The 21,821-nt window shown below is 38.3% G+C and carries 21 protein-coding genes; 8 read left to right on the top strand and 13 right to left on the bottom strand.

What is annotated here, in order from left to right:
• Window positions 1-21: 21 nt before the first annotated feature.
• The 3 genes from sixA (at window position 22) to fis (ending at window position 2,021) form a co-directional block, all read left to right on the top strand.
• The gene (sixA, locus tag A6B41_RS03200) at window positions 22-510 is read left to right on the top strand and encodes a phosphohistidine phosphatase SixA (protein ID WP_027075199.1); all 489 of its coding nucleotides are present in this window, start codon (window positions 22-24) and stop codon (window positions 508-510) included.
• Window positions 511-730: 220 nt separating this feature from the next.
• Window positions 731-1,693: a tRNA dihydrouridine synthase DusB gene (dusB, locus tag A6B41_RS03195; protein WP_027075198.1), complete on the top strand. Its 963-nt coding sequence runs from the start codon at window positions 731-733 to the stop codon at window positions 1,691-1,693.
• A 31-nt stretch (window positions 1,694-1,724) separates the two neighbouring features.
• Window positions 1,725-2,021 carry a DNA-binding transcriptional regulator Fis gene (gene fis / locus A6B41_RS03190; RefSeq protein WP_027075197.1) on the top strand — a complete coding sequence of 99 codons (297 nt, stop codon included), beginning with the start codon at window positions 1,725-1,727 and terminating at the stop codon, window positions 2,019-2,021.
• A gap of 56 nt (window positions 2,022-2,077) precedes the next feature.
• Here the strand turns inward: fis and A6B41_RS03185 are convergent, their stop codons facing one another.
• The 4 genes from A6B41_RS03185 to gloA form a co-directional block, all read right to left on the bottom strand.
• Window positions 2,078-3,454 (bottom strand): L-serine ammonia-lyase, encoded by a 1,377-nt coding sequence (locus tag A6B41_RS03185; RefSeq protein WP_027075196.1) that lies wholly within the window; start codon window positions 3,452-3,454, stop codon window positions 2,078-2,080.
• 50 nt (window positions 3,455-3,504) lie between these two features.
• Complete coding sequence (locus A6B41_RS03180) at window positions 3,505-4,731, bottom strand: aromatic amino acid transport family protein (RefSeq protein WP_027075195.1); 1,227 nt, start codon at window positions 4,729-4,731, stop codon at window positions 3,505-3,507.
• A 315-nt stretch (window positions 4,732-5,046) separates the two neighbouring features.
• On the bottom strand, window positions 5,047-5,697 hold the full coding sequence (rnt, locus tag A6B41_RS03175) for a ribonuclease T (RefSeq protein WP_027075194.1): 651 nt from the start codon (window positions 5,695-5,697) through the stop codon (window positions 5,047-5,049).
• A 103-nt stretch (window positions 5,698-5,800) separates the two neighbouring features.
• Window positions 5,801-6,208 carry a lactoylglutathione lyase gene (gene gloA, locus A6B41_RS03170; protein ID WP_027075193.1) on the bottom strand — a complete coding sequence of 136 codons (408 nt, stop codon included), beginning with the start codon at window positions 6,206-6,208 and terminating at the stop codon, window positions 5,801-5,803.
• A 91-nt stretch (window positions 6,209-6,299) separates the two neighbouring features.
• On the opposite strand from gloA, the gene A6B41_RS03165 reads away from it, so the two are divergent.
• From A6B41_RS03165 to A6B41_RS03155, 3 genes are read left to right on the top strand one after another with little or no spacing between them, the layout of a single operon-like run.
• Window positions 6,300-7,115 carry a hypothetical protein gene (locus A6B41_RS03165; protein WP_027075192.1) on the top strand — a complete coding sequence of 272 codons (816 nt, stop codon included), beginning with the start codon at window positions 6,300-6,302 and terminating at the stop codon, window positions 7,113-7,115.
• Window positions 7,116-7,117: 2 nt separating this feature from the next.
• The gene (locus A6B41_RS03160) at window positions 7,118-9,829 is read left to right on the top strand and encodes a YdbH family protein (protein WP_027075191.1); all 2,712 of its coding nucleotides are present in this window, start codon (window positions 7,118-7,120) and stop codon (window positions 9,827-9,829) included.
• A gap of 17 nt (window positions 9,830-9,846) precedes the next feature.
• Window positions 9,847-10,041 (top strand): YnbE family lipoprotein, encoded by a 195-nt coding sequence (locus A6B41_RS03155; RefSeq protein WP_027075190.1) that lies wholly within the window; start codon window positions 9,847-9,849, stop codon window positions 10,039-10,041.
• Here A6B41_RS03155 and folK read toward each other — a convergent pair.
• The 4 genes from folK to thiB all read right to left on the bottom strand — a co-directional run bounded on the left by folK (window position 10,038) and on the right by thiB (window position 13,848).
• Entirely contained in the window at window positions 10,038-10,511 is a 474-nt protein-coding gene (gene folK / locus A6B41_RS03150; RefSeq protein ID WP_027075189.1) for a 2-amino-4-hydroxy-6-hydroxymethyldihydropteridine diphosphokinase, read from the bottom strand. The genes A6B41_RS03155 and folK overlap by 4 nt on opposite strands.
• 81 nt (window positions 10,512-10,592) lie before the next feature.
• Window positions 10,593-12,134 (bottom strand): polynucleotide adenylyltransferase PcnB, encoded by a 1,542-nt coding sequence (gene pcnB, locus A6B41_RS03145; RefSeq protein WP_237052491.1) that lies wholly within the window; start codon window positions 12,132-12,134, stop codon window positions 10,593-10,595.
• A 42-nt stretch (window positions 12,135-12,176) separates the two neighbouring features.
• Window positions 12,177-12,626 carry an RNA polymerase-binding protein DksA gene (dksA, locus tag A6B41_RS03140; protein ID WP_027075187.1) on the bottom strand — a complete coding sequence of 150 codons (450 nt, stop codon included), beginning with the start codon at window positions 12,624-12,626 and terminating at the stop codon, window positions 12,177-12,179.
• Window positions 12,627-12,894: 268 nt separating this feature from the next.
• Window positions 12,895-13,848 carry a thiamine ABC transporter substrate binding subunit gene (gene thiB, locus A6B41_RS03135; RefSeq protein WP_027075186.1) on the bottom strand — a complete coding sequence of 318 codons (954 nt, stop codon included), beginning with the start codon at window positions 13,846-13,848 and terminating at the stop codon, window positions 12,895-12,897.
• A gap of 565 nt (window positions 13,849-14,413) precedes the next feature.
• On the opposite strand from thiB, the gene A6B41_RS03130 reads away from it, so the two are divergent.
• Window positions 14,414-15,400 (top strand): amidohydrolase family protein, encoded by a 987-nt coding sequence (locus A6B41_RS03130; protein ID WP_027075185.1) that lies wholly within the window; start codon window positions 14,414-14,416, stop codon window positions 15,398-15,400.
• A 58-nt stretch (window positions 15,401-15,458) separates the two neighbouring features.
• Here A6B41_RS03130 and tdeA read toward each other — a convergent pair whose 3' ends face one another.
• From tdeA to gpt, 3 genes are all read right to left on the bottom strand, one after another.
• Window positions 15,459-16,853 (bottom strand): toxin/drug exporter TdeA, encoded by a 1,395-nt coding sequence (gene tdeA / locus A6B41_RS03125; RefSeq protein ID WP_027075184.1) that lies wholly within the window; start codon window positions 16,851-16,853, stop codon window positions 15,459-15,461.
• An 86-nt stretch (window positions 16,854-16,939) separates the two neighbouring features.
• Window positions 16,940-17,563 (bottom strand): guanylate kinase, encoded by a 624-nt coding sequence (gmk, locus tag A6B41_RS03120; RefSeq protein WP_027075183.1) that lies wholly within the window; start codon window positions 17,561-17,563, stop codon window positions 16,940-16,942.
• A 63-nt stretch (window positions 17,564-17,626) separates the two neighbouring features.
• Window positions 17,627-18,100: a xanthine phosphoribosyltransferase gene (gene gpt, locus A6B41_RS03115; RefSeq protein ID WP_027075182.1), complete on the bottom strand. Its 474-nt coding sequence runs from the start codon at window positions 18,098-18,100 to the stop codon at window positions 17,627-17,629.
• Between the two features lie 383 nt (window positions 18,101-18,483).
• Between gpt and A6B41_RS03110 the strand changes: the two genes are divergently transcribed.
• Window positions 18,484-19,938 carry an aminoacyl-histidine dipeptidase gene (locus A6B41_RS03110; protein ID WP_027075181.1) on the top strand — a complete coding sequence of 485 codons (1,455 nt, stop codon included), beginning with the start codon at window positions 18,484-18,486 and terminating at the stop codon, window positions 19,936-19,938.
• A gap of 43 nt (window positions 19,939-19,981) precedes the next feature.
• Here A6B41_RS03110 and lpxM read toward each other — a convergent pair whose 3' ends face one another.
• Entirely contained in the window at window positions 19,982-20,935 is a 954-nt protein-coding gene (gene lpxM, locus A6B41_RS03105; protein WP_027075180.1) for a lauroyl-Kdo(2)-lipid IV(A) myristoyltransferase, read from the bottom strand.
• 197 nt (window positions 20,936-21,132) lie between these two features.
• Window positions 21,133-21,816 (bottom strand): electron transport complex subunit E, encoded by a 684-nt coding sequence (locus A6B41_RS03100; protein ID WP_027075179.1) that lies wholly within the window; start codon window positions 21,814-21,816, stop codon window positions 21,133-21,135.
• Between the last annotated feature and the right edge of the window lie 5 nt (window positions 21,817-21,821).

The following is a 21,821-nucleotide window of genomic DNA, read 5'->3' as shown; positions in this document are numbered from 1 at the left end:
TACAAACAGAAGGAGAAAGTGATGAATATTTGGATTATGCGACATGGGGAAGCCGGTTTTAATGCACCGAATGATGCAGCTCGTTCTTTAACCGACTCCGGCATAAAAAGCATTGGATTACAAGGGCAATGGCTAGGGCAACATTTAATTAATCAAAACATCCAATTAGATAAAATTATCGTTAGCCCCTATTTAAGAGCTCAGCAAACACTTGAGCAACTCATTTTAGGTATGCAAGCGGTTAAATTTTCACAAAATTTTGCTACTATCACTGAAATCTGGGATGAAATCACACCTGATGGTAATCCATATACGGTAGAAAACTATCTGGACTTTTTACGCAATGAGGGAGCAAAACAGGTTTTGGTTATTTCTCATCTACCACTGGTATTCGATCTAGCTCTCTCATTAACTCATCATCAAGCCAATATTGCCTTTCAAACTGCTACCATCGCAGAAATTGACTGGCACCAAACACAAGGCAACCTGATTCAGGTTAAATACCCTTAATTTAATTATTTTGGGGATGTCAATAGAAATATTTTCAATATTTTTGCAAATTGTCCAATTTATAGGCTTCCAAAATGATTAAAAAATGCGTATCATACGCCCCCTCAAGTCAGCAAAAGCTGATAATTAGCTTATATAAGAAGTACGGTATTTGCCGTACTTTTTATTTGGATATATTTCTGGTTAAAATTACTTCAAATTTGTTAATAAAAGGTTAAAAATGCAAATAGGACAATATGTAATAAAAAACCGTATTTTCCTTGCACCTATGGCAGGTATTACTGACCAACCTTTTCGGCGTTTATGCCACCAACTTGGTGCAGGCTTAACCTTTTCAGAAATGATGTCCACTAACCCTGATGTATGGCATACTGAAAAATCAAGATTGCGTTTAGCACATCATGAAGAAATCGGTATCAATGCTGTACAAATTGCAGGATCAGATCCGGCTGAAATGGCTGAAGCTGCAAAAATAAATGTTGAGTATGGTGCCGATATTATTGATATTAATATGGGCTGCCCGGCGAAAAAGGTCAATAAAAAAATGGCAGGCTCCGCTCTGCTACGTGAACCGGAATTAGTCGCTCAAATATTAGATGCTGTAGTGAATGCTGTGAATGTGCCTGTAACGCTAAAAATTAGAACAGGCTGGGATCCGGAAAATAGAAATTGTCTTCAAATTGCTAAAATCGCAGAGCAAGCAGGTATTGCTGCATTAACTATTCATGGACGTACTCGCAGCTGTTTATTCAATGGCGAGGCTGAATATGAGAGTGTCAAAGCGGTAAAGCAAGCAATTTCAATCCCTGTAATAGCTAATGGAGATATTACCTCTGCAGACAAGGCAAAGTTTGTCCTTGACTATACTCATGCCGATGCGGTCATGATTGGTAGGGGCAGTTTTGGGAATCCTTGGTTATTTAAGGAAATTAATGATTTTTTTGAAACCGGACAATATTCAAGCTTGACCAAAGATGAAAAATATCAATTAATGTTTAAGCATATTGAAGACCTGCACCTCTTTTATGGTGAAGAAAAAGGTTATCGAATCGCAAGAAAACATGTTGGTTGGTACATTGAACAATTACAGCCGGAATCAAATTTTAAACGCACTTTTAATACATTAAGCTCGACTCACGAGCAACTTAATGCATTAGAAGATTTTGTTAAATCGATTCGTTAGAATCTTAAGAATAAACGTTGGATAGAAAAAAATGTTAGAGCAACAACCTACACAAAACCCATTAACAGTAACCATGTTAAATGCACAAGCACAGCAAGTCAGCAAACCGCTTCGTGACAATGTGAAAGCTGCATTAAAAAACTATTTATCTCAATTAAATGGCGAAGATCCAACAGAATTATACGAATTAGTATTATCTGAGATCGAACACCCGATGTTAGATATGGTGATGCAATATACACGTGGTAACCAAACTCGTGCTGCAACAATGCTCGGTATCAACCGTGGTACATTACGCAAAAAATTAAAAAAATACGGTATGGGTTAATTACCATTTAAATCCGAATAAAAAATCCACTTTCAATGAAAGTGGATTTTTTTGTTTTAATCACAAGGTAATATTTTTATAGCTAAACCACCGGTGGAGGTCTCACGGTATTTCGCATTCATATCCTTACCTGTTTCATACATCGTTTCGATAACCTTATCCAAGCTCACTTGTGGACGGGTTGTACGACGTAAAGCCATACGGCTGGCATTAATTGCTTTCACTGATGCAATTGCATTTCGCTCAATACAAGGCACCTGTACCTGTCCGCCCACAGGATCGCAAGTTAATCCTAGATTATGCTCCATCCCGATTTCAGCAGCCATACAAACCTGATCTGCTGTTCCCCCCATAATTTCGGTTAAAGCAGCCGCTGCCATTGAACACGCAACACCAACTTCGCCTTGACATCCTACCTCTGCACCGGAAATGGAGGCATTCATCTTATAAAGTGAACCAATTACACTTGCTGTAAGCAAATAGCGCTCTATTGTTTCGGTATTAAGTGGGGAAATAAATTTTTCATAATACGCCAAAACTGCAGGCACAATGCCACAAGCACCGTTAGTCGGAGCAGTAACCACTCTTCCCCCCGCCGCATTTTCTTCATTTACCGCTAAGGCAAACATATTTACCCAGTCAATAATCTGCATCGGGTCAATATTAAACTTACTGTTTGCCTCCAATGTACGACGTAATGAGCAAGCACGGCGAGCCACTTTTATTGGTCCGGGTAATAACCCTTCGGTATGTATACCTCGTTGGATACAAGCTTCCATCGTTTGCCAAATTTTAGCCAAATAGGCAGAAATTTCTTCTTTACTGTGAAGGGCTAATTCATTTTTCCACACCACAGAAGAAAGCGGTAAGCCATTTTCGCTACAATGTGCCAATAGGTCTGCTGCATTTTTATAAGGAAAAGGTACTGTTATCGCACTTTCTTGGACTTTGCCAAAGTTCGCCTCATCGACAATAAAACCACCACCAATGGAGTAATAAGTATTTTCAAAGAGTAAATTTTGCCCCTCAAAAGCACTAAACTTAACGCCATTTTCGTGTAGCGGTAAAAAATCACGATGAAAAGGCATATCCTCAAAGAAATCAAAAGTAATTACTTTCGGCTGCTGACTATTTTCAGCTAAGGTTAACTGCTTAGTTGATTTTAAATCAGCGACGGTTTGCTCAATACGTTCAATATCAACATTATGCGGAAGGTAGCCCATTAGCCCCATAATAATAGCAGTATCTGTATTATGCCCACGTCCTGTTAACGAGAGAGAGCCATAAACATCAACACGCAAGCGGTCAATTTTTGCTAAAAATTTACGATTAAGTAAGTCATCAACAAATTCTTTCGCCGCTTTCATCGGCCCAACAGTATGGGAACTGGACGGTCCGATTCCCACCTTAAACATATCAAAAACACTAATCATAAACACATACTTAAATAAATAATAAAAATAAGGGCGTCATTCTACATGGATTAAAGTAATCCGTACACTATCGCTGAAATAGCTATACAGCCCATTACAAAAACAAAAGCATTACTAAATAGATTTTTAAAGCGAGCTAATGCCGGCACTTTGTAAACCGCATAAACAGGCATAATAAACAGAATCATCGCAATAATAGGTCCACCTAAACTTTCAATAAAACCTAAAATACTTGGGTTAATCGTTGCGACAATCCATAAGACGACTAAAAAAACCACCGCAGTAATTTTACGGAATTTGCTTGGTTCAATCGGGTGCTCACGCATTTGGTTGACTAATCCTTCTAATCCCTCACGAGCCCCTAAGTAATGCCCGAAGAATGAGCTACCGATTGCTAAAAAGGCAACGAAAGGACCAAAATAGGAAATAATCGGATTATCAAATTTATTCGCTAAATAAGACAAAATCGAAATATTTTGTACTTTTGCTTGGGCCAATTCTTCAGGCGTGAGTGTAAGCACACAGCTAAACACGAAGAACATCACAAATAATACTAAAATAAAGGCTGTTGAACGTAATACCTTACTTGCCTCAATTTCTGCTTTATTGCTATCTTTATAGAAATTTTGCTGCGAGAGTGCAAAAGATGAAATTGCAGGGGAATGGTTAAAAGCAAAAACCAATACCGGAATGGTCAACCAAAGTGTCGTTAAAAAATCGCCTGTTGTCGGCATCTGTTTTAATGCCGCACCATTCCATTCAGGAATAAGATAAATCGATAGTCCAAATAAAATAAAGACTAGCGGATAAACTAACCAAGCGGTGATTTTTAACATCACTTGTTCACTTAATAACATCACACCAATCATTGCTGCAATTAAGATAAACGATAAAATCACTCTAGGTGGTGCTGTTAGCTGAAGTTGGTTTTCAATAAAAGAACTAACGGTATTGGTAATCCCCACCCCATAAATTAATAAAATCGGAAAAATCGCAAAGAAATAAAGCAGTGTAATTAATTTACCTGCTTTATCGCCAAAATGTTCACGCACAACTTCAGTAATATCACTCCCTTCATGCTTTGAAGATAGTACAAAACGTGTTAACCCACGGTGTGCTAAATAAGTCATAGGCCCCACTAATAAGGTCATGATAACAAGTGGATAAAATCCTCCCATACCGGCATTAATCGGTAAAAATAAAACCCCGGCTCCAACTGCTGTACCAAATAAATTAAGCACCCAAGTTAGAGAAAAACGTTGAGATGGCATAGCCATAATAAGTCTCCTTGATCTAGTAAATTAATTTAAAACAGCAATATGCTACGCCTTTATAAAAACAAAACAATCAGATTATTTTGATTATGTGAACTCGCTAGCAAAGTTAATAAAAATAGTTTTTTATACGAACAATAATCCGACAAAAAGTTAAATATTTTACCTAAATCAAAGAAATAAAGCATTTTATAATGTATATATAAGCAATTTATAAACAATAAAAAAATCTGCTTCTAAAAAGTTAAAAAGTCTAATCACTCTTCAACTTCTCAAAAACAGATTCAATTAAGCTAGTAATAAAAGAGTTTAACCGCTTTATTCCGGCGAAACTAATGGAAAGCCACCCAGATCTTTCAATCGATTGACCATTGCACAAAACAATTCGGCCGTTTTTTCCGTATCATATAACGCAGAATGTGCTTGGTGACCATCAAAAGCAATTTTAGCCATTTGGCATGCTTTGACTAAAACCGTTTGTCCATACATAAAACCGGCAAGACTTGCGGTATCAAACATGGCAAAAGGGTGAAACGGATCACGTTTAGCATTAATACGCTTCACCGCAGCTTGTATAAAGCCTTGGTCAAAAGCCGCATTATGAGCAACTATCACTGCACGCTGGCAACCCTGCTCCTTCATTGCCTTACGAACCATTTTAAACATTTCGGGAATCGCAATATTTTCTGCTACCGCACCACGCAGTGGGTTATCAATATCAATACCGTTAAACTTCAGCGATTCGGGGTTAATATTCGCTCCTTCAAAAGGCTTGATATGGAAGTGGCATTTCTGATCAGGCACTAAATAGCCTTCCTCATCCATTTTCACCGTAATCGCCGCAAGCTCTAATAATGCGTCTGTCTGTGCATTTAACCCTGCTGTTTCAACATCAATTACTACAGGCAAGTAGCCCCGAAAACGATTTTTTAATAATTTATAATCGACTTGTTCCGCTGTTTTTTCCATCTTCTTTTCTTCATCAATTTAAACTACAAGCGGTCTGATTAGCGAAAATTTTTGCAAATTTTCAAACAAATCCGACCGCTTGTCACACAACCATGTGCAAAAATTAGTTACCTAATGCTGCTTGTGCGTTTTTATTTTCAATAAATTCAATTTTATAACCGTCCGGGTCTTCTGCGAATGCAATAACGGTTTTGCCCCCTAAAACAGGGCCCGGCTCGCGGGTAATTTTGCCACCGGCAGCACGTATAGATTCAATAGTGGCGTAAATATCATCCACACCTAATGCAATATGACCATAAGCTGTGCCCAGTTCGTATTTATCCACACCCCAGTTATAAGTTAACTCAATAACAGCACTTTCACTCTCATCAGCATAGCCCAAAAATGCTAAAGTGTATTTATATTGCTCATTCTCACTTCTACGCAATAAACGCATCCCTAAAACTTCAGTGTAAAATTTAATAGAACGCTCTAAATCGCCCACACGTAACATAGTATGTAAAATTCGCATTTCTTATGCCCTCTTGAAGTTAAAAAACGGCTATTATTATGGCATAATCTTGTCCTAAAATCATTTTTCTTTAAACCTTTTGGGATTATTTATGGCTCACGCTCACGATACGCCGTCAAAACTTGAAATTGCTACCCATGCGGCTCTGCCAATGGTATTAATGCTATTTATCGAGATGGCTTTAAATTTTTACGCTGCACCAACAAATTCTATTTTTATTTCACCTTATTTATTAGCTATCTTCATTACCGCTTTAATCAGCTTTATTGTGCTATGGAAAGGGGAAATCTGCCGTGGGCAAAGTAGCCGCTTAACCTTTATCCTGCCTTTCTTGCTGATTTTTGCTATCGGTAACTTTATTTATTCAATAGGCTTTACCCCTAAGCACAATCCACTTGCTATCGCTAACATTGCGGCGATCTTTTTATGTTTAATTTACTTCCGCCTACCGCAGGATGAGAGCCTATATAACACCTTAATGTATTGCGGATTCGCTATTGTTACTGTTGGCATTATTCAATACCTCGCAGTCTATTGGTTTGAAATTCCCTCTTTATTTAATGGTATTCGAGCCAACAACTTTGCTCAAATTCTGCTCGGCATTTTACTCGCCGGCTGGTATTTAATGTTAGCAAAAAGTCGTTTAGAAGTTTTCCTAAAATTGTTGGTCAAAATAGCATTAATTGTGCTGGTACTCAATTATTGCTGGACGGCATTCGTACTCTATCAACATCTGCAAATTATGCCTGAAATGTCACTCACCCCATTTGCTATCTACTTTGCAGTACAATTTGTGGTGCTGGCAATGCTCGCGTGGCTACTATTGGGAAAAAACATTAAAAATCCAACCGCTTGGACAGTAGCAACTTTCCTTGCGATTTTATATCCCTTTACTAATATCATTTAATTATGATGAAACGGACATTAGGCATTCTTGGCATTCTCGCGGTCATGTTAATGACAGCGATTGCTGTGCTTATGTCCAGCCCAATGCTCGGCACTACGCTTAATTGGCTTTTACCTAAAGGATGGCAAATTCAATTAACTAAAGGTTTAACCCCTGGCTGGCAGAGGGCATCGTTGCCTTACTTTAAGCTTTCCTACCAAAATTGCCCGCTGATTAGCATGGATAACAGTGCCGTTACTTGGATTAAAAAACAGCATTTATCTATCGAAAACATAAAAGTTGACTACCAATGCTTATCGCAGTTACCACAAACGCAAAGTAATAATTCCGGTACATCACTAAAAGCCTTATTAGCCCTTATTCCCAATGGCGAGGCCAGTATTCATGCCTTAACATGGGTCAATTTGCCTGAAAACTTATCGCCTCGACTAAATGCCTTATTAAGCAAACCTACTGCATTCCATATTGCCTCGTTAAATCAAAGTATTACTGCGTCTTTACAGCAACAAGCGGTCAACTTCTCGGCAAATTTTGCAAATGAACAACTGAATGCCGAATTAACTTACCACCCTAATGAAAAAGAACAACACAAATTAAACTTCTCTGCTCAGCTCAAAGATGATTTAAGCCAACTTCCCCCTAAGCTTTCAGCTAAATACCAATGGCAATTGTCTGATGAAATTATCTCAAATGCGGCCTTACAAAGCGGAACCTCAACCCTAACTTGGCAACAAAATACTGCACAACAACTAGAAGGAAATTGGCAACTTAATTTGGCTGGCTCAGAAAATGATAAATTCGATTTTCCGTTTCTCTTTGACGGGAAAAATCTAGAAATAAAACAGGGGCGTTTTGACTGGAGCTTAATAGAACAATTTCCATTTCACGGTTTTATTAGTGCTAAATTCACCCCCGAAACATTGCAGTTAGAGAATATGTTCCCAATAAAAACTGCGGTACGAATAAGCCTGCTTTCCCAAAATAGATGGGGAAAAGGCAATATCGTGATTTCAAGTGAAGGAGGTGAAGTCAATCAAGAAAGCTTAACACTACCAATACGATTAACCGGGAACATTAAACATGGGAATTTTATTTTATACAGTAGTATTCCTTTAGATTTACAAGGTAAATTTGACGATCTAAGGCTAAAATTTCTGCCTTCTTCTCTACTGCGACTTACCGGCAAAGAGCGTTACTTAACCATTGAAGATTTACGTTTTCCACTTGCAGGATTACAAGTCGATAAATACGGCATCCACGGTCGTTTATATGCCATTTTAAAAGGCGAAAGCCCCGACTTTAAAAATATCAACTTCCATTTAGACGGCTATGCGAATAATTTTAAAGCCGGAGCATTAGATTTCTTCCAAAATGCCCCACAGCTTGCTCTCCTTCAAGACAACTGGAGCTGGAGAATTTGGGGAAATTCCACTCTCAAAGCCTTTAACAGCAAAGTTAATTTAAACGGTCGGGGGCAATGGCATAAAAATAGTATTCAGCTTACTGAGTTTAAAGGCAATCTATCCGAGATAAAACTGGATGACACGATCATTCCAAAAACAGAATTAACTCTAAATGACACAATCAAATTTGATACTACACAGAACACACTCAAGGGTGAAATCAAATTAAAATCGCCTGAGATCCGTTTTAGCTATGGCGGCAATCTACCTAAACCTGAGGCAAAATTAGCGTTTAACGGTCGGACCGAAAATCTCAATTTTAAAGGTATTATTAATACAACCGAACTAGGTCCGCTAAAGCTCTTTGCTCGCCGCCAATTAACCGAACAATCCAGCCAAATTGTCGGTAAATTGTATTGGCCGGAACAATCAGCACGTGGTTTTCAACCACTTTTTCCGTTTCGAAGCCAATGGATTATCAAACAAGGAACGATTCGAGGAGAAACTGCTTTTAGTGCCAGCATAAAAAACGGCTTAATCGCAGGTGGGCATCTTGCTATTCGAAACGGGGGTATATCTTTGCCGGATGGTGAGGCCACAGGTATAGAGTTTGCATTGCCTTACCGCTATCGAGACGGACATTTTCATTTTGGTGTCAAAAAGCCTATTGCAGTCAACATCGCACAAATTAAATTAGGGGATTTAGCACTAGATAAGATTTCTATGAAAATCAACGGCTACTACCCTTATAACAAAACCAAACCGTTAAATTTAAATGAATTAACCTTTAAATTATTTGGTGGAAACCTCAATATTAAACACTTTTCCTTGCCACAAACAGAACTCGCATATTTAAACTTAGAACGAATTGATTTCGAAGAGCTACTTAATTTTATACAGTATCAACAAATTGATTTAAAGGGAAAAGCAAACGCTACTTTACCATTTTGGTTAAGCGGTAAGCCTTGTTATATTTGCGATGGACTACTGACCCAAGCACAAACCTCTTATTTAACTTTCACCCCCGAATTACTGGCTGCAATGGGAAATAGCGGCTATACCGAACAAATTTTGCTACACTTAGTAGATAAAAGTACAATCAATGATTTTCGTAGTCTTATTAATGTCGGGCCGAGTGGGGATTTAGTGCTGGACGGCAAATTAAAATTATCCTCAAATCAAGGGAAATCTAAGGTAAATTTAAATTATAATCACCGAGAAAATATGTTTGATTTATGGGATTTGATTAACTATGGTTCTCAGTTTGAACAAAAACTGGAAAATTATCTCTATCAAAAATTGGAAAAATAAAACATCACGGATAAAGAATGAAAACGAGCCAATTTTATTTTGCAATATTTTTAGCAAATTTGACCGCTTGCACGCCCAAAGTGCAGTTGGAAACTCCTACTGAAGGCATTACGATTAATATGAATGTAGTGGTTGATCACCGCATTGATGTGAAAATGGATGAAAAATCCAGAGCGGTGATCAAAACCGGTGAAAATAAAATAAAAGATTAACTAAAAACGACCATATGGTGATCTTTAAATTGCTGATAAAGATCGAACAGTTTTTCTCCTGTGGGTAAAATTAAATCAGGGGTTAAGCTAAACAGCGGTACAACTACAAATTCACGGTTTTTCATCTCAATATGCGGTATGGTTAAACGCTCGGTTTGAATCTGCTGATTACCGTATAAAATAATATCCAAATCCAAAGTACGCTCCCCCCAACGGCGTAAACGAACCCGCCCTTGTTTCTGTTCAATACTTTGTAATTTATCCAATAAATCCGTTGGCGATAAATCAGTATCAAATTTTGCTACCGCATTCACATAATCGGGCTGATCTTGCGGACCAACCGGCTTTGAGCCATAAAACGGGCTAATCTCAAAGCGAGTTGCAAAACTTTTTAAATTTTCGACCGCTTGTTTTAGTTGTTCTAAGGGATTATTTAGGTTTGAACCTAAGGCAATATAAACTGTTTGCATAACTTTTCCTATAAGGACGAAAGGTTTTTCGACCATATCCTTAAATTTTATTGGGGCAAAAAATATTTTGCCCCAATAAAATCATTCTACTTTAGCCGCTTTTGACTTTTTCCTAAACGTCTTGCGGCGGCGTTTTTTCTTTTGTTCTGCTTGCACGCTTGGTAAATGGCGGACAGATTTTAACAACTCATTGCGTTGTCCATCATTACTGAATTGATATTCATGCCACCAGGCAGATAACTCAACTAAGTCTCCCCCTTCAATTTCCGCACGCATAACCAATAAATCAAAACCGGCTCGGAATTTAATATGCTCTAGCGTTTGTTGTGGGCGATTTCCACTGCGTTTCATCATTTGGAATTGCAATGACCAAATATCTCGAATAACCGCAGTATGACGGCGATGCAACGCAATAGATTTACAGCTTTCTGCCAATACATCATTTGCTGCTAACATCATCGCATCGTGGCTGTTAAAACCACCTTCATTTTTAAGCTGTTCCATTTTTTCACGTAGTGGATACCAAAGCAGTGCCGCAAATAAAAACGCAGGGTTAACCGGCAACTTATCAGCAATACGCTCATCAGTAGAAGTTAATGCTTTTACAATCATTCGCTCAGCATTAGAATCTTCTTTTTGAGTAAAAAACGGAATAAGCACAGGAAATAAGAAATTTAACAAGCCATATTCCCGTAGTAACCGGTAAGTTTTAAGCCCTTCTCCCGACTGCAATAATTTTAACGATTCATCAAATAAACGAGCAGCAGGTATATTAGTTAACAAAGGAGCCATCTCTCGAATTGGAGAAGCTGTTGCTTTATCTAAAAACATATCTAACTTCGCCATAAAACGAATAGCCCGTAGCATACGCACCGGATCTTCTTGATAACGTACCGCCGGCTCTCCAATTAGTGATAATTTTCCGGCTCTTAAATCTTCAATACCATTGAAGAAGTCAAAAATTAAGTTACGTTTTGTATCATAATATAACGCATTAACGGTAAAATCACGGCGTTCGGCATCATCTCTTAAGCTGCCGTAAACATTATCACGCAGCAACATTCCTTCATCACTTACTTTTGATATTTTATCATTGCTATGAGAATCGTGACCGGCTCTGAACGTGGCTACTTCGAAAATCTCACGTCCATACACAATATGAGCCAAACGGAAACGACGACCGATTAAACGACATTGTCTGCCGAAAATACGCTGTATTTCTTCCGGACGAGCGTTGGTTGCAATATCAAAATCTTTTGGTTTTTTCTCAAGTAGTAAATCACGAATACAACCACCCACCACATAAGCTTCGTAGCCGGCTAAGTGTAATTTATCGACAATAGAAAGTGCATTTTTAGGGAAACTCTTCGGACTGATACCATATTGTGAAGCATTTGCCGTGAATTTTTTATGTAAAAGATGAGATGGTACATCTGTTTGATGCCCTTTAACGTTTTTTTTCGCACTTTGTTGTCTGGTCAATTTAGGCGTTGAGCGTTTAGTACGGATTGGTTTTTCAACATTCTCCGCCTGTTTCACTCTTGATTTCTGCTCATTTTCCTGTGTTTGTTTTTTAGACTTGGAAAACAACGACTTAATATACTTAAAAATAATACACCTCAAAATAGTAAATGCCTCTTAAAAAGAGGCATTATGCAAAACTGATTATAAACCTAGCTGCTTCTCACGAATTTCAGCCAATGTTTTGCAATCTATACATAAATCAGCTGTTGGACGTGCTTCTAAGCGTTTAATACCAATCTCTACACCACAAGTTTCACAGAAACCATAATCATCATCTTGAATTTTATGCAATGTTTGTTCAATTTTTTTCAATAACTTGCGCTCGCGATCACGGTTACGTAATTCTAAACTGAACTCTTCCTCTTGGCTTGCTCGGTCATTTGGATCAGCAAAGTTAGTCATATCCTCTTGCAGCTGGCTCTTTGTTCGTTCCGCTTCATCCATGATTTGGCTATGCCATGCTTTAAGAATTTTTGTGAAATGCTCACGTTGAGCTTCATTCATATATTCTTCATCTTTTTTCGGCTCATAAGGTTTAACACCGGCTAGTGCTAATAAACCTAGAGATGTGGTTTTAGCCACTTGAGTCATAGATTATACTCCTTGTTCAGAATTTTCATTGTTGGAATTATTATCCCCGAATACGAACTAACTTCCTTGTAATTTCACTATACGCGAAAATCAACATCTTCGGGCTTTCATAATAACGGCGGCTATAAATAACACAAAATCGCCTAACTAATCAAATGAATTTGCAAAAAATTTGCATTAAATTTCATTTATTTGACTTCATTCAAAACAATAGCCGAATATTATTCGGCTATTGTTTTTTTGTTCCCACCCTATTAATTTAATGAAATTACCAACTTTTTGACCACTCAGAAAGCCACTTTTGAACCGTTTCAGGCGATGGTTGGCTAAATTCTAATGTTTTGTAAGTTGGCATTTTTGCAAAGGCTGCATCAACACCTTCACTTAACACAGGATTCATCACATTATGGTATGAGATAATACGCTGTGATTCCGGTGTATGCAAAAAGTTCAAAAATTGATTGGCTAATGCTTTTTGCTGACTGTTTTTTAAGATAGCTGCATTTTCAACTTGTACTAAATGCCCTTCTTCAAAAGGTGCTGCCACATATTTATCGGTATTTTCATGCCATTGATGATATAAGGGCGAAGTAGTATAACTTAATACTAAATCAGATTCGCCTTTTAAAAAAGCACCGTAGGTTTCAGACCACCCTTTACCAACAGTTACCGTGTGTTTTGCTAAGCTTTTCCAAGCATTTGCTGTTTCATTTCCGTAAACTTGATTCATCCATAATAGAAAACCACGTCCAACACTGCTGCTTCTTGGATCTTGATAAATCACTTTTAAATCTTGGCGTTCAACCAGTTCTTTTAAGCTTTTAGGTGGATTTTTTAATTTTTCTTTATCATAAATAAACGCATAAGAACCGGTATCATAAGGGAAAAATATTTTGCTCTTAATCTCTAGAGGCGTGTTCACCTCAAATTCTGTAAACAGTCCCGATTTTTCCGCCTCAAGCTGTAAAAAGTTATCAATACCGACAACCACATCCGCTTTCGTTTTACCGCCTTCTAAACGTACACGATTAAACATCGTAACACTATCACCAAAAGGCATAAATTTTACATCACAGCTACACACTTTTTCGAAGTTTTGTTCTAATTTTGGTGCAGGGCCGTATTCAGAAGCAAAAGAACTATAGGTATAAACCGTTAAGGTGGGTTGCTGGGCAAAGGCTGTCGCAGCCAAAAATGCCAGCGAAGATACAGTAAATTTCATAACGTTTCCTTCTAAAAATCAATAAATAGAAGGATTTAAGAATGGCAGTTTGCTATCTCAAATCCCTACGCTGATATTAATCAGATCAGGTTCTATGGGTCTTTCTCAGCCACAAGCGGTCACAAAAAGTATCGCTTTTTGAACGTTGGCTTTGCCAACGGCAGCGAAGCTGTGAACAATCCTTACAAAGGATTGTGAATACATTTTGCAAATTTTTTACTAAAAATGACCGCTTGTAGCACCCCAATGAGAACGCTGCCATTGTAAAAAGTTTATCTATAAATTTCAACTTTAGGCAAACGTTTGCCATTTTCTAAAAAAATCATTATACTACTGCTCTAGTCCAAACAAGGAACTAGAAATGAATTACCATACACTCACAAAAGTAAACTCTACAAAGCTGCGCATCGTTTTTCGAGGTGTGGCTCTTTTATTATTCATTTCTTATTTTTTAAAAATCGCTTTTATAAGCGATTTTTTTATTCTCTATACTTACGTTTTCAAACAAAAGCGTTTATCACCCCAAATTTGCACATTCAATATATAACACAGAGGAATAGCATAAATGAGCCAATTGATTCGCACCCTAAAAAGCCATATTCGTGATGAAATTATCAAAAAAGGCGGCTGGGTTAATGCACATGCTCACGCTGACCGTGCGTTTACAATGACACCTGAAAAAATTACTGTCTACCAAAATGCTAATCTTCAGCAAAAATGGGATTTAGTCGATGAAGTAAAACGAAATTCTAGCGTTGATGACTATTATCGCCGCTTTTCGCAGGCTATTGAGTTAATGATTTCTCAAGGAGTTACAGCATTTGGTACCTTTGTTGATATTGATCAGGTTTGCGAGGACCGAGCTATTATTGCAGCTCACAAAGCCCGAGAAGTTTATAAAAGTGATATTATTTTAAAATTTGCTAACCAAACCTTAAAAGGCGTGATTGAGCCAACTGCTAAAAAATGGTTTGATATCGGCTCTGAAATGGTGGATATGATTGGAGGCTTACCGTACCGAGATGAATTGGATTACGGTAAGGGATTAGAAGCAATGGATATTTTAATGGATAAAGCAAAATCTCTTGGCAAAATGTTGCATGTCCATGTTGATCAATTTAACTCGCCAAAAGAGAAAGAAACCGAGCAACTGTGCGATAAATCTATCGAACATGGTATGCAAGGGAAAGTAGTTGCTATTCATGGTATTTCGATCGGTGCACATCCAAAAGATTACCGTAAAATGCTTTACCAAAAAATGCGAGAAAGCCAAATGATGGTGATTGCCTGCCCAATGGCGTGGATTGATAGCGGCAGAAAAGAAGATCTGCAGCCGTTTCATAATGCATTAACACCGGCAGATGAGCTCATTCCGGAAGGAATTACCGTTGCAATCGGTACAGACAATATCTGTGACTACATGGTGCCACTTTGTGAAGGCGATATGTGGCAAGAACTCAGCCTACTCTCTGCAGGCTGCCGCTTTACTAACCTAGAAGAAATGGCGAATATCGCAAGTGTTAACGGTAGAAAGGTTCTAGGGTTAGTCTAAATATTTCTCAAGTAAAAAAGAGTGAGTATTTTAAAATACTCACTCTTTTTAATATTGGCTATTTTCTATATTTACCGGCCATAGCTTGGTAAACAGCATTCTCATTAGCAAGAATCGCATATTTTGCATTTAAAATAGCAAGCTGCGAGTTACGTGCGGTGTTCATTGATGTAATCCAATCACGGAATTCGGAAATTCCTTGCTCATAGCGATTTTTATAGTATGAACTGATACGTTTGTCATGCTCATGAGTATCTTGCAAGGTTTTTAATGTGCTTTTTGCTTGTGTGTAGCTGTAATAATAACGATCAATCTCATTTAATGCTGAGGTAATTTTCTGCTCATAATTTAAACGAGCTGTAACATAATCAGTTTCTGAGATTTTTACATTATTCTTGACACGATTCCAATCTAAGAAAGGTAAATCCAATTTAATAAGACCATTACCTACAGGATTATCCGCCAAGTTACCTAAATTTTTCGCACTACCTGTAATTGAACCACCAATAGTTAAGGTTGGGAACCAACTTTTCTCCGCTGCGGTTAAGGTTTTAAACGCACTTTGTAAACGTTGTAATGCCCCAACCACATCCGGACGATTTGCAATAGCTGAAACCGGCACATTTAAATCAATATCTTGTAATTTCACATTCATAATATTCGGATAACGAATATTAAGCGGTGTGTTTGGCTGAATATTTAACAAATTCCGCAATGTCTGTTCTGCCACTTTTTGCTCAGTACGTAATTTAACCACATTATTTCGTGCATTTAATACGGCTTGTTGAGCTTGATCCACCGCTAAACGGTCGATAACACCTGCATTTAATTTATTATTTAAAATACGACTGATTCGCTCATAATCTCTAATACTATCTTCCGTAAGACGAATAGCATCATGGTAATAAGCCAAATTATAGTAAGTCGTCACAACAGAGTTAATAATCGACAAACGAGTCGCTTTTAAATCTTCAATCGTTGCTTTATGAGTCCACTCAGCTGCACTCGCGGTATCCGCCAAACGCTGCCATAAATCAATGGTATAACTCAAATTAAATGCAGCTTGAGCTGCAGTGTTTGAAACACCGGTTGAAATATTATTTGAAGTTGAACCTATACCTTTAGCCGCAGACACTGTGCTAGAAGCACTAAAAGTAGGAACTAATGCAGCCCCAACCAAATTGGCATTATAAAGTGCCTTATTAACCGCAATACCACTTTTTGCCAAATCAAGGTTATTTTTAATCGCGAGATCAACAATACGATCTAATTCTGTATCACGATAACCTTGCCACCATTGTTCATTGATTTGATATTGTTTGGTGATTTCTTCATAACTTTGATAGGTATCTGTTGCTTTTTGCAACGAACCATCACGACTCATATTCCCGGTTGTACAAGCACTAACTGCTAGTGCAAGTACTACGGAGAATGCTAATTTAGAGAGTTTCATTACGCTTTCCTTATTTAAATAAAAATAACCGTCGTATTTTACGCAAAAATATTTTCACTTACCAGTTAAAATGAACGATTGTTCATTTAATTATTTAGCAGTTCACCAATCAGATTTTGATAGCGAATTTTCTGACTCTTTAAGCACAAACGCTCTGCCATTAAAATCGATTTCAATTCAGCTAAAGCCTGCTTAAAATCATCGTTAATAATTACATAATCAAACTCATCATAATGGCTCATTTCTGACACAGCTTCCGCCATCCTCTTTGCAATGGTTTCTGTCGAATCTTGTCCACGCCCAATTAATCGTTTTTCTAATTCCGCTTTTGAAGGCGGTAAAATAAAGATAGTTTTCACATTCGGCACTTTTTCACGAATTTGACGTGCGCCTTGCCAATCAATATCTAAAAAGACATCTATACCTTGTTCAAGGCTACGTTCAATCATTGGCAATGAAGTACCATAGTAATTACCAAACACCTCCGCCCATTCTAAAAAATGCCCTTTCTCAATTAAACGCCTAAACTCATCATAGGTTGTAAAATAATAATGCACACCATCTTCTTCTGCAGGGCGAGGTTGACGTGTTGTGTGAGAAATAGAGAGTTGAACTTCAGAGCGGGGTAAATCTGCCAATAATGCATTAATTAATGATGATTTTCCTGCGCCACTCGGTGCTGAAATAATATAAAGATGACCTAAACTCATTTTAAAAATCTACAAAACAGGTAAAAATAATGGACAATTTTCATTGTCCATTACACGATAAAATTACTTGCGAGCAAGCGGTGGAACAAAGGTAATACCTAAATCCCAAGGTTGCTCAATCCAAGTTTCTTGAGGAATATCAATCACATAATCATCAACAAGCGGAGCACCATGTGGTTTAGCAAAGACTGTTACAAAACGAGCTTTCGGATACATTCTACGAATTTCTTTTGCTGTGTTGCCGGTGTCCACTAAATCATCTACCACAATAAAACCTTCACCATCAGTTTGGGCCGCATGCAATACTTTTAGCTCACCTTGCTTGTCGTGATCATAACTTGCAATACAAACTGTCTCTACGTGGCGAATACCCAATTCACGAGCTAAAACAGCAGCAGGGAACAAACCGCCACGGCTTACTGCAATAATCCCTTTCCATTGGGAAGCAGGTAATAAATTCTCCGCTAACTTACGGGCATGCATATGAAACATATCCCAAGTTACCACATATTTTTCATTTGTGTATTTTTCACTCATAGAAACAACCTAATATAAAATGGGGATTAACCCCTGAATATAAAAATTGCGTTAGGATAACCCGAAAATGCTTTTTTCGCCATCATTTCATTTAATTTTTTGTCTAAACGCTCACACAATTGCACACTTAGTACAAAAAACACTCACAATTCCCATGCCAACTAAAATAATTTTTCCAATATGAAAGGGAATACCAAACACAGCAATCCTTACTAGCTTAAGCATATCCAACTCTCTCTGGAACCCTCGTCATCAAGTACTTTTTTCATTTTTTAGGCAATTTTTTCATCCATTTCCGTTAAATTAATCTACAATAGTAAATGTATATGCCGACTTAAATACAAGCGGTCATTTTTTCGCAAAATTTTACAAAGGAGTTATCTATGTCTGAAATTTCAACTCTCGCCCCTAACCTGCTCTGGCAATGGTTTGATAAAATCTGCTCTATTCCGCATCCGTCCTATCATGAAGATGAATTGGCTGAATTTATTGTTAACTGGGCAAAATCAAAAAATTTATTTGTAGAACGCGATGAAGCCGGCAATGTACTGATTCGTAAGCCAGCAACCGCGGGAATGGAAAACCGCCAAACCATTGCATTACAGGCTCATTTAGATATGGTGCCTCAAGCGAATGCTGACACTGTTCATGACTTCAAAAAAGATCCGATTCAACCTTATATTGATGGCGAATGGGTAAAAGCCAAAGGTACAACGCTCGGTGCTGATAACGGCATTGGTTTAGCCTCTTGTATGGCAGTGTTGGAAAGCACAGATTTAGCTCACCCAACCCTTGAAGTGTTGCTCACTATGACTGAAGAGGCGGGAATGGAAGGGGCGATTGGTTTACGTCCGAATTGGCTTACAGCTGATGCAATGATCAACACCGACACCGAAGAAAACGGTGAAATCTATATTGGTTGTGCCGGTGGCGAGGATGTGAATGTAAGCTTACCGGTTAATTTAGAATCTAACCAACAAGACGCTGCACTGACCATTACCCTAAAAGGCTTAAAAGGCGGGCATTCCGGCTGTGATATTCACACCACTCGTGCAAATGCAATTAAAGTTTTCACTCGCATTTTGGCTGAAGCACAATTAGTTGCAGAATTCCAAATTGCCGATATTCAAGGCGGTTCGGTACGTAATGCTATTCCGCGTGAAGCTCACGCAACCATTGTGTTATCTGCAAAAAATAAGGAAAATTTGACCGCTTGTTTAACTGATACTGCAGCTCAATTAAAATCGCAACTCAAATTTGCTGAGCCAAATTTCACCTTATTCATTGAAGAAGCTGCAACACCGGCTCAAGCGTTCGATACAGCAAGCACCCAGCGTTTAATTCATTTCCTAAACGTGTTACCAAATGGCGTGGTGCGTAACAGTGATGTGGTAGAAAATGTGGTGGAAACCTCATTAAGTATTGGCATTCTTAAAACAGAAAATAATGAAGTGAAAGCCACCATTCTTGCTCGCTCACTAATTGAGGGAGGAAAAGCAGATGTTAGGAGCAAAATCAACTCATTAGTTGCCTTAGTTGGGGCAAATGTTGAATTTAAAGGAAGCTACCCGGGCTGGGAACCAAATCCGGATTCAAAAATTACCCCATTAACTAAGACAATTTATGACGAGATTTTAGGCTATGAAGCTGAAATTAAGGTAATTCACGCAGGGCTTGAGTGCGGTCTAATCAAGAAAATCTATCCGGATATGGATTTTGTCTCAATTGGACCAACTATCCTCAATGCTCATTCACCGGATGAAAAAGTGCATATTCCGGCAGTGGAAAATTATTGGGCACTTTTAACAAAAGTCTTGGCTCAAACGCCTGAGAAATAAATGTTATTCAAAAAAAGGGCGAATGATGATTCGCCCCTATTTTTTAATTTGCGTAAATATCTTCCCCATTACGTCTGGTTTTAAGCAAACGTAAAATCCAAACATATTGTTCTGGATTTTTCTCAACAAAATATTCAATCACTCGGTTCATTTCACGAGCCGATTGTTCAGCATCGCCAGAAAACTCAAGCGGAGGGAGAATTTCCATTTCATAAACTGCTTTTTCGGCATTGTAAATGGAAAACATTGGGATTACCTCCGCATTCGCCACCCTCGCCATTTTATTTAAGCCCGGCAAAGTCGCTTTTTCGGTTGCAAAAAAATCCACATAAACGCTTAACTCTTCGCCAAAATCTTCATCTGGCAAAAAATAACCGACATCACCTTTACGCACATCTGCCAAAAATGCTTTAATGCCATTTTGGCGAGTGTGCATTCGCCCACCTAAACGCTCACGAGTAACATTCCATAGCCAATCAACTAGCGCATTGCGGTGTGGATTGTACATGGAAGTCATAGGGTAACCTAAAGAGAACATTGCAACGCCTGCCATATCAATCGACCACGTATGTGGTACAAGCATAATTACGTTTTTCCCGCTTTCTTTCGCTTTAACCACATACTCAAAGCCTGAAAACTCGCAGCGTTTTTGTAAATAAGAAACAGGGCGAATAGCGGTTTCACCAATGGCAAGCATGGTTTGCGCCACAGTAACAAACATCCGTTCAATCACTTCTTCCCGTTTTTGCTCATCCCAATGAGGAAAGCAGTAACGCAAATTCACTTTTGCTCGATGATAGCCTTTTTTATTCTTCTTTCTAAGATATTGGTAAGCAATTTTACCAATCCAACCGGAAAACTTATCCCGCAAACGAGCCGGCACATAGGCTAAAATCACCAATCCAAACACCCCTAACCACACCCCCCAATATCTCGGGTGCAGAAAAGACCATAAGAATTTGTGTGTATAGCCGTCTTGGGCGGTAATTCGTGTCATATCCTTACTCCCAGCCGCGAAAAGCGGCTGTATCATACTAACTTAGGACATAACCCTAAGATAGGCATCTCACAGCCATGCTTAGGATGGCTGCCTCATACTAACTTACTAACCTAGGACATAAATCCCAGGAAAGCTATCTTCCAACCACTTAGAGTGGCTGCAAAAACTAATCTAGGACTAAACCCTAGGAAAAACTATTTTTTATCAATAATATTCTTCACCGCCAAAATCACCCCAAGCCCAATAAAAGCTCCCGGTGGTAAAATAGCCAATAATAATCCGGAATCAATATGCAGCACATCTATGCGGAGTGCTTTTGCCCAATCACCCAGTAATAAATCTAATCCGTCAAATAAAGTTCCGTTGCCGATTAGCTCGCGCAATGCACCTAGAACAAGCAAACTTAATGTCATTCCCAGTCCCATTGCAAAGCCATCAAAAGCAGAGAGTTTAACCTCATTTTTTGAAGCATAAGCCTCTGCTCTACCAATCACAATACAATTAGTAACAATCAGCGGAATAAAAATCCCTAATGATTGATACACAGGAAACGCAAAAGCATTCATTAGCAATTGCACCGCGGTTACCACTGTTGCAATCACCATAACATAAATCGGGATCCGAATATCATGTGGTGTAATTTTACGAAATAGTGAAATAGTCGTATTTGTGCAAATCAACACAAACAGTGTTGCAAGCCCCAAACCTAACGCATTGGTTACACTATTTGAAACTGCAAGTAGCGGGCAAAGCCCGAGTAATTGGACTAACGCCCCGTTATTTTTCCAAACACCTTCAGTAAATAGGTTTTTCCATACCGAAGCTTGTTTAGGCCCAGCTTCAACATTCAGCACAGGAATTTGATTATCTGTTTCCATTTCTT

Origin of the sequence: Mannheimia granulomatis (genome assembly GCF_013377255.1) — a bacterium.
Lineage (GTDB): Bacteria > Pseudomonadota > Gammaproteobacteria > Enterobacterales > Pasteurellaceae > Mannheimia > Mannheimia granulomatis.
The sequence above is the reverse complement of the archived record's forward strand: the minus strand, read 5'-3'. Positions and strand labels throughout refer to the sequence as shown.

What these genes read in the sequence shown, in the direction of transcription:
- sixA (WP_027075199.1), top strand. Translation starts at nt 22, where the DNA reads ATGAATATTTGGATTATGCGACATGGGGAAGCCGGTTTTAATGCACCG.
- dusB (WP_027075198.1), top strand. Translation starts at nt 731, where the DNA reads ATGCAAATAGGACAATATGTAATAAAAAACCGTATTTTCCTTGCACCT.
- fis (WP_027075197.1), top strand. Translation starts at nt 1,725, where the DNA reads ATGTTAGAGCAACAACCTACACAAAACCCATTAACAGTAACCATGTTA.
- A6B41_RS03185 (WP_027075196.1), bottom strand. Translation starts at nt 3,454, where the DNA reads ATGATTAGTGTTTTTGATATGTTTAAGGTGGGAATCGGACCGTCCAGT.
- A6B41_RS03180 (WP_027075195.1), bottom strand. Translation starts at nt 4,731, where the DNA reads ATGGCTATGCCATCTCAACGTTTTTCTCTAACTTGGGTGCTTAATTTA.
- rnt (WP_027075194.1), bottom strand. Translation starts at nt 5,697, where the DNA reads ATGGAAAAAACAGCGGAACAAGTCGATTATAAATTATTAAAAAATCGT.
- gloA (WP_027075193.1), bottom strand. Translation starts at nt 6,208, where the DNA reads ATGCGAATTTTACATACTATGTTACGTGTGGGCGATTTAGAGCGTTCT.
- A6B41_RS03165 (WP_027075192.1), top strand. Translation starts at nt 6,300, where the DNA reads ATGGCTCACGCTCACGATACGCCGTCAAAACTTGAAATTGCTACCCAT.
- A6B41_RS03160 (WP_027075191.1), top strand. Translation starts at nt 7,118, where the DNA reads ATGATGAAACGGACATTAGGCATTCTTGGCATTCTCGCGGTCATGTTA.
- A6B41_RS03155 (WP_027075190.1), top strand. Translation starts at nt 9,847, where the DNA reads ATGAAAACGAGCCAATTTTATTTTGCAATATTTTTAGCAAATTTGACC.
- folK (WP_027075189.1), bottom strand. Translation starts at nt 10,511, where the DNA reads ATGCAAACAGTTTATATTGCCTTAGGTTCAAACCTAAATAATCCCTTA.
- dksA (WP_027075187.1), bottom strand. Translation starts at nt 12,626, where the DNA reads ATGACTCAAGTGGCTAAAACCACATCTCTAGGTTTATTAGCACTAGCC.
- thiB (WP_027075186.1), bottom strand. Translation starts at nt 13,848, where the DNA reads ATGAAATTTACTGTATCTTCGCTGGCATTTTTGGCTGCGACAGCCTTT.
- A6B41_RS03130 (WP_027075185.1), top strand. Translation starts at nt 14,414, where the DNA reads ATGAGCCAATTGATTCGCACCCTAAAAAGCCATATTCGTGATGAAATT.
- tdeA (WP_027075184.1), bottom strand. Translation starts at nt 16,853, where the DNA reads ATGAAACTCTCTAAATTAGCATTCTCCGTAGTACTTGCACTAGCAGTT.
- gmk (WP_027075183.1), bottom strand. Translation starts at nt 17,563, where the DNA reads ATGAGTTTAGGTCATCTTTATATTATTTCAGCACCGAGTGGCGCAGGA.
- gpt (WP_027075182.1), bottom strand. Translation starts at nt 18,100, where the DNA reads ATGAGTGAAAAATACACAAATGAAAAATATGTGGTAACTTGGGATATG.
- A6B41_RS03110 (WP_027075181.1), top strand. Translation starts at nt 18,484, where the DNA reads ATGTCTGAAATTTCAACTCTCGCCCCTAACCTGCTCTGGCAATGGTTT.
- lpxM (WP_027075180.1), bottom strand. Translation starts at nt 20,935, where the DNA reads ATGACACGAATTACCGCCCAAGACGGCTATACACACAAATTCTTATGG.
- A6B41_RS03100 (WP_027075179.1), bottom strand. Translation starts at nt 21,816, where the DNA reads ATGGAAACAGATAATCAAATTCCTGTGCTGAATGTTGAAGCTGGGCCT.